13 protein-coding genes are annotated in these 13,524 nt (G+C 54.4%); 9 read left to right on the top strand and 4 right to left on the bottom strand.

All coding sequences use genetic code 11. The features are described from left to right. The first annotated feature begins 593 nt into the window (after positions 1-593). From RHP74_RS01585 to RHP74_RS01545, 9 genes are all read left to right on the top strand, one after another. Positions 594-1,517 carry a LysR family transcriptional regulator gene (locus RHP74_RS01585; protein ID WP_311097397.1) on the top strand — a complete coding sequence of 308 codons (924 nt, stop codon included), beginning with the start codon at positions 594-596 and terminating at the stop codon, positions 1,515-1,517. A 278-nt stretch (positions 1,518-1,795) separates the two neighbouring features. Further along, positions 1,796-2,821, top strand: coding sequence for a nucleoid-structuring protein H-NS (locus tag RHP74_RS01580; RefSeq protein ID WP_311097396.1), 1,026 nt, complete (start codon positions 1,796-1,798; stop codon positions 2,819-2,821). Then, on the top strand, positions 2,818-4,008 hold the full coding sequence (locus RHP74_RS01575; RefSeq protein WP_311097395.1) for an isocitrate/isopropylmalate family dehydrogenase: 1,191 nt from the start codon (positions 2,818-2,820) through the stop codon (positions 4,006-4,008). Before RHP74_RS01580 ends, RHP74_RS01575 begins: the two co-directional genes overlap by 4 nt. Beyond that, the gene (locus tag RHP74_RS01570) at positions 3,992-4,705 is read left to right on the top strand and encodes an RraA family protein (protein ID WP_311097394.1); all 714 of its coding nucleotides are present in this window, start codon (positions 3,992-3,994) and stop codon (positions 4,703-4,705) included. Before RHP74_RS01575 ends, RHP74_RS01570 begins: the two co-directional genes overlap by 17 nt. Then, positions 4,702-5,265 carry a flavin reductase family protein gene (locus tag RHP74_RS01565; RefSeq protein ID WP_311097393.1) on the top strand — a complete coding sequence of 188 codons (564 nt, stop codon included), beginning with the start codon at positions 4,702-4,704 and terminating at the stop codon, positions 5,263-5,265. Before RHP74_RS01570 ends, RHP74_RS01565 begins: the two co-directional genes overlap by 4 nt. Before the next feature lie 31 nt (positions 5,266-5,296). Then, a complete protein-coding gene (locus RHP74_RS01560; RefSeq protein ID WP_311097392.1) occupies positions 5,297-5,665 on the top strand; it encodes an antibiotic biosynthesis monooxygenase in 369 nt (122 codons plus the stop codon). Between the two features lie 72 nt (positions 5,666-5,737). Continuing rightward, positions 5,738-6,709, top strand: coding sequence for a nitronate monooxygenase (locus RHP74_RS01555; protein ID WP_311100408.1), 972 nt, complete (start codon positions 5,738-5,740; stop codon positions 6,707-6,709). Between the two features lie 68 nt (positions 6,710-6,777). Continuing rightward, the gene (locus RHP74_RS01550; protein ID WP_311097391.1) at positions 6,778-7,551 is read left to right on the top strand and encodes a hypothetical protein; all 774 of its coding nucleotides are present in this window, start codon (positions 6,778-6,780) and stop codon (positions 7,549-7,551) included. Further along, entirely contained in the window at positions 7,548-8,417 is an 870-nt protein-coding gene (locus RHP74_RS01545; RefSeq protein WP_311097390.1) for a DUF6282 family protein, read from the top strand. The genes RHP74_RS01550 and RHP74_RS01545 overlap by 4 nt, the downstream gene beginning before the upstream one ends. 43 nt (positions 8,418-8,460) lie before the next feature. Here the strand turns inward: RHP74_RS01545 and RHP74_RS01540 are convergent, their stop codons facing one another. From RHP74_RS01540 to RHP74_RS01525, 4 genes are all read right to left on the bottom strand, one after another. Beyond that, entirely contained in the window at positions 8,461-9,651 is a 1,191-nt protein-coding gene (locus RHP74_RS01540; RefSeq protein ID WP_311097389.1) for an LLM class flavin-dependent oxidoreductase, read from the bottom strand. Between the two features lie 17 nt (positions 9,652-9,668). Further along, positions 9,669-10,832: an MFS transporter gene (locus RHP74_RS01535; protein WP_311097387.1), complete on the bottom strand. Its 1,164-nt coding sequence runs from the start codon at positions 10,830-10,832 to the stop codon at positions 9,669-9,671. 67 nt (positions 10,833-10,899) lie between these two features. Next, positions 10,900-11,886: an LLM class oxidoreductase gene (locus RHP74_RS01530; protein WP_311097385.1), complete on the bottom strand. Its 987-nt coding sequence runs from the start codon at positions 11,884-11,886 to the stop codon at positions 10,900-10,902. Continuing rightward, the gene (locus RHP74_RS01525; RefSeq protein WP_311097383.1) at positions 11,883-13,442 is read right to left on the bottom strand and encodes an MFS transporter; all 1,560 of its coding nucleotides are present in this window, start codon (positions 13,440-13,442) and stop codon (positions 11,883-11,885) included. Before RHP74_RS01525 ends, RHP74_RS01530 begins: the two co-directional genes overlap by 4 nt. Between the last annotated feature and the right edge of the window lie 82 nt (positions 13,443-13,524).

The following is a 13,524-nucleotide window of genomic DNA, read 5'->3' as shown; positions in this document are numbered from 1 at the left end:
CTTTCAGTTCGACCACAAGGGCCATATGAACAATTCAGTCAAAATTCGCACCATCAATAGCGGGATCGCCGAACAAGAAATATCAGAACTTCGATCATGATGATAAAAAAACCGAAGCGTTAAATTGGTCTAATGTACGAAGAAGTATCGCGCACGGCAGAGTAGCAAATGTGAAAATTGTAGGACAAGGCTGAATGCGGTATGAAAAAAATTAGCCTCCTAGGGAAACGAGCAATAACATGCTGAAAACATCGTATTTAACCTTATGAATCTCATGGCCAATTGCTCAAAGCCTCTCGATTCATGTTTATATTCTGATCGTACCCTTTCGGGGACCATTCAGATTACGCAACGACATAGCCGCCTCAACGGCCGCAAGGCGCAGAATACCGGACTATTCTGTCCTGTATGATCCGACATTCCTGGTACACATAGACCGCGCGCAAAGACCTAAGATCACGACCTACTCCATCCTGCACATTGGATGCAAGACGGCTTAGATAACGCTGAGCTTCATTGGGTAATCACTGTGGGCCGGCTGCTTTTACCGGCCTTAGAGTTTTTACCACTGCTATTTATATAGGGAATATTAAATGTCTTTGGCATCTAGGAATAGAATCGCGTCGAATGCTGAGCCTGCCATTTCAAGCCAGAGTGCGGCACACTTAAACTGGGAAGATCTTCATTACTTCGTGACGTTTTCACAAGTTAATTCCTTGAGCGGCGCGGCGCGAATCTTGGGTGTTGAGCACGCAACGGTTTCTCGGCGTATCGCGGCCCTTGAGAAGTCCCTGAGTGTAAAATTAGTTGATCGACGGAAGCGGCTCTACGAACTTACGGCCGACGGACGCAAACTCGCCGACATTGGACAACAGATAGAGACTCAGACGGAAGCGATTGAGCGATTGGCAGCCGCCGCCGCACAAACCCTTCAAGTTGTCGAAGTTACCATTAGCGCTCCACCATCCGTGACTTCTGAGAAACTTATACCAAACCTTGGGCGCTTCCGGGTTACACACCCGAGCATAGTTTTGCACCTCTTAGGAGATAATCAGTACTCGTCGCTGTCAAAGTGCCAAACACATCTGTGCATCCGCTTTGCTAAGCCCCGCCAGCTCGGAATTGTTGCTCGGCGAATAGGTTCTGCATCATTTTCATTCTACGGTGCGAAGACCTACCTTCAGGGTCGCCCTCCCGAGCAATACGAATTTATCGGTTATGAAACCGGAGCTATGACACTTCCTCAGAACGACTGGCTCAAAAAAATCGTCGGACATCGCCCATGCGTCCTCAAAGCGAAAACGGTTGAGCTGCAGGTTCGGGCAGCAGAGGCGGGTGTAGGGATTGCGCTGCTGCCCAGCTTCGCAGTAGGACATCACTCACAGTTGTGCAAGCTTGAGCTTGCGGACCCGCTGATGGTGGATGTTTGGCTAGGTGTTCACGAGGACTTCCGTGCGATCCCTTCAATCCAGGCCGCCATGGATTACGTTGAGACCTGCTTCCTCAGTCATGACTGAAGGCAATCACCTGAGGCGCGCAAATGTACAGGTGGCGCTGTTCCAGAATGGGAAAAAATTCACAGGCACCGGTGATTATCGCGAATTTACAAACCTACTTGTATTGACGAGGATCAATGGAGAGCACCTTTAGAGGTGTTTCGAAGAACCGACGCGTAATCAGATCCGCTCGGACACGCTGATGAAGGCCATCGCTTACAAAAACAATAACCAGAATTTCATGGCCTTTCTTCAAATTGTGCACACCTCGTTACTGCCATCAAAAGCAGGAGATTATCATGGGGAAAGTAAAAGTTCTCGACGTCACGCTGCGTGACGGCGGGTATCGCAATAATTTCAACTTCACGGATGAACAGGCCCTGGTAATAACATCAAGCTTGGCAGAGGCCGGCGTTGATTTGTGTGAAGTTGGTTACTGCAGAGGGTCGTTCGCGCCCAAAGCAGAGCATGGACTCACTAGTAATATAAGTGCTGAGTTTATCGAGAAAGTTCGCCAGGCTGGAGGTGGTCGAATTGAGCTTGCGGTAATGGTCCACCCAAAGAACGTTGGTGATCAGGATTTCGCCATGCTAAAGGAGCAAGGCGTCTCTATGATTAGAGTCTGCTTGCGACGAGAGCAGTTGGCTGAAGGGCTTGCCACTCTTTCACTCGCTCGAGATTACGGCTTCAGTGTCAGTGCCAATGTCACCCATGTGACGACACAGACTCTCAGCGCCGTGATTGACACTTCCGTCCGAGCCGAAGGTGCTGGAGCAGACATTATTTGTTTTGCAGACTCTAACGGGCATATGCTCCCGAACGATGTCGAGCGATTGATCAGTCGTCTCTCTAATCGACTAGCTGTGCCATTGGGTTTCCACGCCCATAACAATCTTTCGATGGCCTTGGCGAATGCTGCCGCTGCCATCGAGTCAGGTGCCGAATACATTGACACCTCCATTTGTGGAATGGGGAAGGGTGCCGGCAACTTACATCTAAGTATGCTGGTCGCTTATCTCGAGCGCATTGGCACTAGCCACGGGTTTGATCTCGTCAAAATTCTCGAACTGTCAAACCTGACAGCGGCTTCGATCCCATTCAATAACATTCCAAGCCCTCTGCTGGACATCATTATGGGGACGTATAACTTCCCGTTCGACAGTGCAAAACGTATGCAGGAAACGCTCGAGCGCTTCCAGCTAACGTCCGAGTATCGTGCCCTTGAGATCATGCACCAGCAGGATCAGGTCGCACGCCTTGCTCCGAGAGCCATCGCGAACATCTACGGCAGCTCTACCAAGATTGCACAGGAGATAGCGGGATGAGCGACTTCCACACTCGCAAGCGCATTTGTGTCCTTCCCGGTGACGGTATCGGCATTGAAGTTATGAATGCCGCACTGCCCGTCCTTCAGGCTTTGAACCTGCCCTTCGATCTAGAGTTTGGGGACATTGGTTGGGAATGCTGGAAGCGAGAAGGCAATACCGTCCCGGATGAGACCTGGAAGAAAATTAGTGATTGTGATGCCACATTGTTGGGCGCTATCACGAGCAAACCCCTTGCCGAAACGGAAGCCGAGCTGCCCCCTCACCTTCAGGGGCAAAACCGCCGTTATGTCAGCCCTGTCATCCAACTCAGGCAGAACCTGGACCTTTACGCAAACGTGCGGCCAGTGACTGATATGACAGGCGAAAACCGATTCCGCTTCGTCGTCATCCGGGAAAACACTGAGGGGCTGTACGCCGGCTTGGATTTTGGCCGGATACCTGATGCGTTCTTGCCATTACTGGAAGAACGGGAGGCATTGGGCGCGCCATGGCACCGGGATAGCCAGGAGGACGCGACGATTTCAGTGCGTTTACAGACACGCAGTGGGCTTGAGCGCATCTTCGAATACGCTTTCGAATATGCGGCTAACCAAGGATTCGAGCGGGTCACGTTCGTAGACAAACCCATGGTACTTCGTCACAGCAGTGCCTTCGCCCGACATGTATTTGAAGGTGTAGCTCAGAGATATCCCGGCATTGAGGGTGTGATCGAAAATGTGGATGCCGTAGCGCTGTGGATGGTGCAGCGCCCAGAGCGTTTCTCCGTTGTAGTGGCCGAGAATATGTTCGGAGACATCCTCTCCGATCTCGGTGCAGGCGTTATGGGTGGTCTGGGTTTCGCACCGAGTGGGAACTTCGGAAAGCTGGGGGCATATTTCGAGCCGGTTCACGGGAGCGCCCCTGCGCATGCAGGCCTCAACAAGGCCAATCCTAGCGCGATGTTCATGGCCATCGCGCTCATGCTTGAGCATTTGGGTTATCCGCAGGAAGCCCGGTACGTCACGGCTGCGGTCAGCCGGGTCTCGCGTTCAACTGTGCGCACCTATGACATGGGTGGCTCACACACCACGGCACAGGTTGGCGAGGCAATTATCGGCGAGTGCGTTTCTATGGCCGCGCTAACCTCGACGGAACGTCCTATCTCAAATTCACACCTGGGAGCAACACATGTTGAAGCCCTTTGAGTCGACCGATATTTCTCAAACCTTGTTGGACGAATGCGAAAGATTGGACACCGCGTCTCTGTCCGACGCTTTGGATAGCCTGGACGTTTCTGGTGGCCTGCTGGGTATCGGTACGCAAGTGCCTGGAACTCGCTGCGTGGGCATCGCTTTTACCGTGCAGTATGAACCGGTCGGGAATTCACACGGGTTCAAAAATGCTGCTAATTACATCGACCAGGTCCCGCGCGGAGCAGTGATCGTTAGCTCCAACGCGGGGCGCCAGGACTGCACTGTCTGGGGCGATATCATGACGCATTTCGCGGTGGCGAGAGGCATCAAAGGGACTGTGATCGATGGAGTGGCCAGGGATATCGATACGGTCGTCAAGCTCGGTTATCCCCTGTTCAGTCGCGGAAGGTTCATGCAGTCAGCAAAAAACCGAACACAGCTAAAAGCAGTGCAGGTCCCGATTGAGATCGGTGACGTCACTGTCAATCCAGGAGACCTTATGGTCTGCGATGGCAGCGGCTGTCTTGTTATTCCGCAGCAGATAGCTGCCGAGGTCATTCGCCGTGCGTGCGCCGTAGAGCACACCGAACGGCAGATCATCGGGGCGATAACAACCGGGTCTTCACTTGAGGACGCTCGAAAGACCTATCGCTATGACCAGCCTTGGCTGGGTGCTGCTGAAAAGGTTGAAACGGAGCTAAGCCAATGAGCCTTTCAAGTGAGTACTTAGCCAGGGCTAGCGCCTTAAGCCCGCCCCTGCAACAGCATTCCTTCACAGATAAGGGTTCGATCACTGACGCATTCAAGAAGGCGATGCGTCGCCTGACCTCCACGGTCACCCTCATTGCTACTGAACATGAGGGCGTTCCTTTTGGAATGGCTGCAACCGCCGTAACGTCGGTATGCACTGACCCTTCGTCCATCCTTGTCTGTATCAACCACGGGGCAAGCATGTACTGGCCTCTCATTGACCATGGAAGGTTTTCGGTGAATCTGCTGCGGGTTGGCCAAGAGGATTTAGTGAAGGTCTTCGGTGGGGCAGTCAACGGCCCAGCCCGATTCGAAACGGCCGATTGGGAACATTCCAACGGCCTGCCGTTTCTGCGAAGTGCACAAGCCTCACTTTTTTGCACAGTTGCTCAACGCATGAGCTATGGGACCCACGAAATAATCATCGGTCAAGTCGACGACGTTGTGGTGGCTGAAGCCATCACCCCATTGCTTTGGCAGGACGGAAAGCCGACGGGATCGGTCCCCGCTCTCTCTTAAAACGCTCGTTACTCACTAATGGAAGATAACCATGAAAATGGAATTGTTTGACCCTCAATCTGTTTCGGACGACACCGCGATTTACCTCGTGAATGTGGTGCATGTCCAAGAAGGCGCGCAGGACCTCGCTGTGGAAATTCTGGAAGACACGGTCAACTACGTCGCAAGGACATACAGTGCTTTCCAGTGGAGCCGTTTGATGAAGAGTACGGACGGTAAGACGGTCATCAACCAAGCTCAGTGGAGTGATCGTGGGCAGTTCGAATCGCTCTTCACCGACGAGGAATTTCTTTCGCGTTATTCGCGCTTGAAAGAAACTGGTACTTGGGAATACCACCTGTACACCGTCGCCACATACATCACCCCCGCCACCGCCGCCGCCCTCGAAACTGTTGGCTAGCTGCAACCGCGTGCGCAGTGCTTGGCGCTGCGCCCCGCCCAAGCCTATCAATATTCGATCAAGGAAGAAGCTATGGTCGCAATTCATTCAGCGTTAACAACATTCCTGGGCATCCAGCACCCGCTGGTTCTCGCGCCCATGGGGGGAGCGTCCGGAGGACGGTTGGCGGCAGCAGTTTCAAACGCAGGTGGCCTTGGCCTAGTGGGAGCAAGCTATGGGGACCCTGACTGGATGGCTCAGCAGTTGCCGCTCATGCAAAATCTGGACAAGCCCTGGGGCATCGGGCTGGTTATGTTCACAGTCGCGAAACGTTTCGAGTTACTGCATTTGGCGTTGGATTATGGCCCGGACGTGGTAGCCCTGTCCTTTGGCGATGTCCGTCCATTTGTCGGTCCCATTCATCAAGCGAACGCGAAAGTTATCGTTCAGGTGCATGACGTTGACCAGGCGCTCTACGCCCTCGACGCCGGCGCCGATGCATTGATAGTGCAGGGTGCGGAAGCAGGGGGGCATAGCTTGCGCAGATCCTCCATGCCTTTATTCCCGGCAGTTCGGGATGCTGTGGGCGAGGATGTAATCCTGATCGGAACCGGTGGGATAGCTGACGGCCGGGGAATGGCCGCGGCGATGGCGCTCGGAATGGACGGGGTAATGATGGGAACGCGGTTCTTGGCGTCCGACGAAGCACTCCCCTCAGAACGGGTGAAAAGCAGACTGGTCCACGCCGTCGCAAGCGATACCGTCAGAACCCGCATCTTTGATGACGTGCGCGGAATATCCTGGCCCGCGGAGTACAGCGGGCGGGCAATCGCGAACCACTTTTCCGAGTCATGGGTAGGCAATGAAAAGGCGTTCTCGGCAGCAATTGATCAGTTGCGGCCTCAGTACGAACAGGCCCTGGCAGAGGATGACATAGGTACTAAGGCTATTTGGGCAGGCGAGGTGGCGGATTTAATCAAAGACGTACAGCCAGCGCACTCAATAGTCGAGGCCACTATGAAAGGCTATGCCGACATCGTAGCAAAGCTTGGTCTCACCCTCTAACCGGATCCACTGATCACAATCGGCCTGCTTGTAAAAGTGGGCTTTGTTATTTCTGCAGGAGCAAAGCAATGAACCAGGACGTGCAATTCAAAGAGTATGGGGAAGGGAAGTTGTCCGTTTTTGTTCTTTCCCCGGTCATGCCTGTGTGGGATGAAGGAGCATTTATCAAGCCCCTGATAGGCCACTTTCTCAGCGCAGGCTATCGGGTGGTGGTGTTTGATTCGCTCTCGATACCGGTTATCGCAGGTGAGACTTTGAAAACCTTTAGCGAGCGTTGGGCTGAGGTACTGCAACCTTGGGGCGTACCCAACGTACTTGCCGGCGTCGCATTAGGCGGCGCCTTGGCCCTAGAGCTGGTTAGCTCATCTTCACTTGCGTCCACGACGGCTCTGCTGCTGCTCTCATCCCCGGCCAAAGCCAACGCGTTACTGGATGCCAGACTTGGGCGAATGGCAGAGCTTGCAAGCCTTGGCCAAGTTGAAGAAGCCAAGCGCCTATTGGATGCGCTCGTTTTACCCGAGGACGGGGTTCCTCAGCAGACCACAGAGAGTCAAAGTAACGTTCCCCTCGTGGTACAGGGACAACGGCTAACGCGTGGTTTTGGATTTTTGGCCGGTATCGATCTCAGTCACAGCCTGCAGAAATATCAAGGAAGGGTCCTGAGTATTGTTGGCGAGCGATCTCAACTTGTTACCCAGACGCACGCGATAGAAACCACCGGAAACAATCAGCGCACACTCTGCATCCAGGGGGGAGGTATGCGACCTTTGGCTGACGACCTCGATTCGGTGCTGAGCGCAGTCGACACTTTTCTTATACCCCGGTCGGAACGCGCGGCATGAACGATCTCAAAGGTAATAGCCACTCCCCGAGGTTTATAGACCTGCATTACCACGCGAATCCGGATGCGTTCATTCGCCGCCACGGCGCAATAGATGCCGGGAAGCTGTACGCAGCAGCAAAAGGCTGGGTCGTACTGAAAAATCACATGGGATGCACTGCCGGACAAGCCTGGGAGGCGCGCTCGCAGGGTTTTCCCGTCAGCGGCTCTTTGGTTTTAAACGAGATTGCAGGAGGTGTTGACTTCAGGGTCGTGGAGCGAAGTCTGTGTTTGCGCGGCGACGAACCGGGACGCTTCATTGTCCACTTTCCTACAGTGACAGGACGCAAGCACACCAGCACCCTCGCTCGTAATGTCAGCCATCCGCTATTGCTAAGCAAACCGATCAAGCCCCTCCGCGTGACAACAGACGCAGGGCGGCTAACGCCCCAGGCGTTGGATGTACTCAAGATGGCGTGTGACTACCCTCTTGTGATATCAACCGGCCACGCTGACGCTCGCGAGGTTCGTGCTTTAGTTGATGAATCCGTTCGGTTGGGTGTGCCACGTTTGATGCTCAATCAACCAGCTAACCCGTTGACTGATTTGAAGGCTGCCGAGCTTTTAGAGATCGCCGCAGCCCCAAATGTGTACATCGAACAGACAGCGTTGACCTATCTTTTAGGGTATCAACAAGAAGAGGATTTTCGCGAGGTATTGTCGTCTGTCCCCAATGTTGTCTATAGCTCAGACTTGGGGCAAACGAGCCAGATGGACGTCAACGACTGGCTCGAACGAAGCCAACAGTGGTTTGATACGTTTGAACTGGTTGTCTCTCGCCGCGCGGAGGTGACCCTTTCTAATCCGCAAAAGATGTTGGAAATCTAAGTTGGAGTTGGGCCCCTAGGTAAATTCGCCGGGGCCCCAACAGTTATGCCACTTCCACAGCCTCCCGCTCCTCTTTCGGCGCTGGTAGAGCTTCCTTAAGGAATGGCTCGCGCAAACCTGCAACCTCCATGAGTGGTTGTACGCCCGCCACGAAGTCCTTGATCCCTTGGTGGTAGTCCAACCATGTAAGCGCGATGCCGTCGATTCCCCAGTCTGAATATTTTTGGAAGAGCTCTACAATCTGTTCTGGCGTTCCTACCAACGGTACGCCAGCAAAGCCAGCCTTGAAGTGAAAACGGAACCGGACCGCATCCTCCGGCGTAAAGATTCCGGTCTGAATGCCCAGTTCGGTCGTGATGATGTCGCACCCTTCGTCGTCGCCCACTTGGTTTGCGTAATAGTCAAGGTACGCTTCGGCTTCTTCTTGCGTGTCTTTCTGAACAACGTAGCCATAGCACCAAATTTTGAGGTCTCTGCCGAACTCGTTCTTGGCGAGATCCTTGTAGGAGGCGATCTGTTCACGCACAGCCGCTTCGCCATCCAAGTGCTTGATGATCAAGAACGCCGCATCACAATGCTCTGCGCAGAACCGCTTCCCGCGAGGGGAGCCGCCAGCGTTGATAAGGTAAGGCTTGTTGATTGGCTGCGGCTGAGAGATCGCGTCGCAGATCGTGAAATACTCCCCTTTGAAGTTAAAAGGGGTCTGTTGCTGCCAGGCGTTTTGCGCGATGTGCAACCACTCTTCAGCGTAGTCATATCGCTTGTCGTGTTCCATCATCTGGCCGCTGAACATCCTCATCTCAGCGCCATACCAGCCGCACAAAATGTTTAGACCGAATCGTCCGCCGCTGATGTGATCGATTGTAACCGCCTGTTTAGCGGCGAACAGAGGGTGTACAGTCGGCAAATGCGACGTCGTGAACACCGCGATTTGATCAGTCAGTGCAGCGATACCCGCCGCCCACGTGTAGGTCTCGTAACACACACCACCGGTGTTATTGGCGCCCCCAAATCCCTTCCAACGGCCGACCGGGATGAACGCTTCAAAACCTGCCCGGTCCGCATCCTTCGCGATCTCCAGATTGCCCGCCCAGTCATCCCCTCGAATCCGCTCTGGCGCATTCGTCACCGTACAACCACCCTCCGTGTTGGTGGAAAAAACCCCTAATTGCATCTTGTTGCGGCTGACACGCATTGGATTAGGTTTAGCAGGGTTGGACTTTGTAGAGCGCATGATGACCTCCTAGGTCGTCAATAGTAGTGAACTTCTTCCTTGTTTCTTGCGACGAACCAGGCTGCGAGTAGCGCACAGCTAGCGAGCAGGCCTGCCAATGTGTAAGCACCGACGGCCAAGTTAGTTCGGTCGATCAAGAAACCAGTTGCTACAGGCAGTAGGCCCGCGGGCACATAGCCGCCCATATTGAGTAATGCATTTGCCTGCGCCCGCTTGTTGTCCGATACCCTCAAGGCTATTAACGTCAGCCCCCCCAGTTGCCCCAATCCCTGTCCGGCACCGGCTAGCAACGCGGCGATAATCAGAACAGCGGGAGAGGAGATCACTATCGCAGTGGAGATACCCAGCATCGAGGCGAAGGTCGCGGCGGCACTGAAATAGAAGATGTGTTCAACAGTTCGCCGACGCAGCACAATCTGTACGGCGAAAGCCGAGATAAACATTAGAAACGCAGTGGCACCTGCCATCAGCGGTGTTTTAATGTGGAGCAGACTTGCCATTAGAGACGGTCCCAACGACAAGACAAACGATGTAGCTGTGATTCCTGGACCGAACAGCGCGACACCTAGCAGTATGTGAAGGCGATGATGTCGCTCTACCGAAGGGAGCCTCCATCTGGCGCCGCCTCTTCGTTGGGTGTCACTCGCTCCGTTTGGCATCGTCCAGGCGATCAGAAAAGCGAGTGCAAGTATCCCCAGCTCCAAGGTAAACACTTTTTCGATCGGCCGGCTGGCAAACGTGGCAAGGCTTCCAGCCAGCAAAGGCCCGAGGCCTGCGCCCAGCACCATCGACATTGAGGCCACTAACGAAGATAGCCTTCGCCTCTGCACACCACCCTGGTCAACAACACTTGCCATCCCCGCTGAGACGATAATCCCCACGGCAATACCTGTGAGTAGGCGTGCAAAAAGCAATCCTTCAACTGATTCGGCGGACCTGAACAGCAATGCAGCCGACATAGCGCAGACTAGACCGGGCAGCAGTACCACCCTGCGGCCGTAGCGATCAGATACTTGTCCAGCTATCAGCAAGCTGAGCAATAGCCCCAAGATATAAGCTGCGAATATCAACGTAAGGGTCGATGATGCGAAACCGAGTTGGCCCTGCCACAAGACGTATAGCGGGGTCGCTGTATTGGACAAGATAAACACCGACACTACCATCCAACCAGCGAGCCACATACGTATGGGGCTCCGGGGCAGGTCGGTACTTTGGTTCAGCAAATCTTGAGCGGATGGAGCATTTCGATCAGACAAGGCTCGCTCCCTGTGCCGGAAAAAGCGGCAGCACGTATTCTGCAAGTTCCTGCAAGACGTCCTTTGCAGGCCGTCGTAATGGCTTCAGGTTCAATGCGACATGTGAAACACCTTGCGCTTGTTGTCGCTGCCACAAGTCAATGAGCGCATTGCGGCCGGTGCTTATCCCTCGTCCAACCTTCAAGGGGGCGTCGGGGTTTTCTTCCAGGTTGAAAAATGTCGCATAGCCGTAGGGTTTGAATGTGCCAGGCTCAGTACAGGACTGCCATTGCTCAATCAAGTTGGGCAGGCTGCCAAAGTCGCTTTGGTGCCATAGCCATCCATCCATATGCGATGCCAACCACTTCATATCTTGCCCACAACGGCCAACGGCGAGCATTGGCATTCGCGTGGACCATGGCTTTGGAAGCAAATCCAGTGTCCCGTCGAGCCTGCCATAGTGACAAAGCTCATACTTGGGAAAAGACTGTTGGGTAGCGATACGCAAAATTTCGCAACCGTCTCTAAATCGCTCCGCCCGGTTGTCGAAGTCCTGGCCGAATGCTGGATACTCGCTGGGCCGATCTCCCGTTGAGAGTCCGAGTAGAAAGCGGCCCTGCAGTAGCACATCAAGGGTTGCGGCTTGCTTGGCGACCATCAAGGGATCGCGTAGCGTCAGTACAATCCCGGCAGTACCGATACAGATTCTTTGAGTGACCGCCCCTAAGTGAGCTGCGTACACCAAGGGATCAAACATCTGGCCCGCGTCTCCAAACTCCGGATCCAGCAGAGGCACGTCGCGTAGCCAGATCGCTGAGAAACCAGCGACGTCAGCTTGTCGGGCCAAGTCAACATGATCTTGCATAGTCGGAGCCATGAGGTTGGGATATCCCTCCAGCGGCGCGATCAGGCCAAACGTAAGATGGCCTGGTGCGAACACTCGGGAAAACGCAGGGTGAGCTTCATTGGAATCGCCGCTCGTTCGTATCCGCCCGATCACTCGCGGTCACCCACGATCACGGGACGGACTGCTTCTACTGGTTGATGATCATGCGCGCTAACTCGACCGAGCGTTGCGAACACAGCCACTGCCGTGAGCACGCTGCCAGCGCCCAAGATGAAAAGCAGATGACGAAACGCGTTCGCGTACTCGTGGCGCAAAAGCTCTGACTGCCCTGGTAGTTGGTTGCCGGCGTTCTGCAGATCGCCGAGCGCAGCCCGGCTGGATGCCTCCATAATCTGATGTGGTGCAAAATTCGTGGCGGCGTCGAATAGCCCCCATTGAATGAACGTCGCCAGCAACGCCCCGGCGACGGCGATGGCTATACCGTCGGCGGAAACGCGAACTGCGTTAAAAATCCCTGTGGCCATTCCCGCGCGTTCTTTTTCAACCACGCTAACGGCCATGCCATCCATCAAACCCCAAGGCAGGCCAATGCCGATGCCGATCAGCGCCATAGGCATTACCGCATTACTGACTCCGCTATCTAGCACGACGCCTAGCCAAAACAGTCCGACAGCCACCAGCATCAGCCCGATCGCCGAGAGCATCCCTGAGGTGTAGTGTCGCGCGAGCTGAGCAGCCAGAAACGGCACAAGCAACAACGGTGCGGCCAGTGCGATCATCATTTGTCCGGTCTGCAAAGCACTAAGCCCATCGACTCCGATGAATCGCGCTGGGAGCATGATGATGAGGACGACAAAAAAGAATGCAGGGCTCGCTGCAAGAATCTGCACACCAACAAACTTGGATTGCTTGAACAACGAAAGGTCGAGCATAGGACTACTGGTTCGGCGCTCTATCAGCACGAATATCATGAACAGCAAGATCGCGCCGGCGACACTTCCCAAAACGATTGGGCTGGCCCAGCCATCCTCAGGCGCGAGGAGAATGCCATAGGTAAACAAGGTTAGTGCGGCCGTGAAGCTGAGAGCACCGGGCCAGTCCATACCATTGTTAGCCGGGTCTTTAGAATCAGTCGCGCTCACGCAGACAAGTACGAAGCCCGCTACACCTATCAATGCCGTAGCGTGGAACGTCCATTTCCAGCCTGCAGAGTCGACCAGTAGCCCCGCTGCCAATGGGCCGAAAGCTAATCCAATGCCGAAAGTCGTCCCAAGGAGACTGAAAACCTTGGTGCGTTCAGAACCGTGGAATACCTGAGCTAGAGACGACATGGCGCCGGCGAAAGCAGCTGCTCCGCCCAACCCCTGTACAAGCCGTAGGACATCAATCTGCAAAACAGTGGAAGAGAAGGGAATAGCAATGGTAGACAACACAAAGATTACTAGACCAATCAGCCATACCCGCTTGCGTCCATAGATATCCGTCAGACTCCCTGCCGCCATCATGGCGCTGCCATAAGTCAGGATGTATGCATTGACGACCCAGCTGAGCTCGACAGCAGATCCGCCCATGGCAGCGCTGATGGAAGAGAGGACAACTGCCGGCCCGGTGAAGCAAAGCGGGATGAGAACGCCTGTCAGGCAAGCTGCGAATAACTGCATCCACTTCAAAAACTGGGGAGCCGCCTGAACGCTGCGTGTTGAATTCATCTGAATGTTTCCCTGATTGGTGTGCGGAGGTGTTGGTCCTCAGCGCACGGTTGTCCGCGGTGATCGGCCGACAAGAGGTTAG

It is taken from the genome of Pseudomonas sp. SG20052, from assembly GCF_031766055.1.
Classification (GTDB): Bacteria; Pseudomonadota; Gammaproteobacteria; order Pseudomonadales; family Pseudomonadaceae; genus Aquipseudomonas; species Aquipseudomonas mandelii.
The sequence above is the reverse complement of the archived record's forward strand: the minus strand, read 5'-3'. Positions and strand labels throughout refer to the sequence as shown.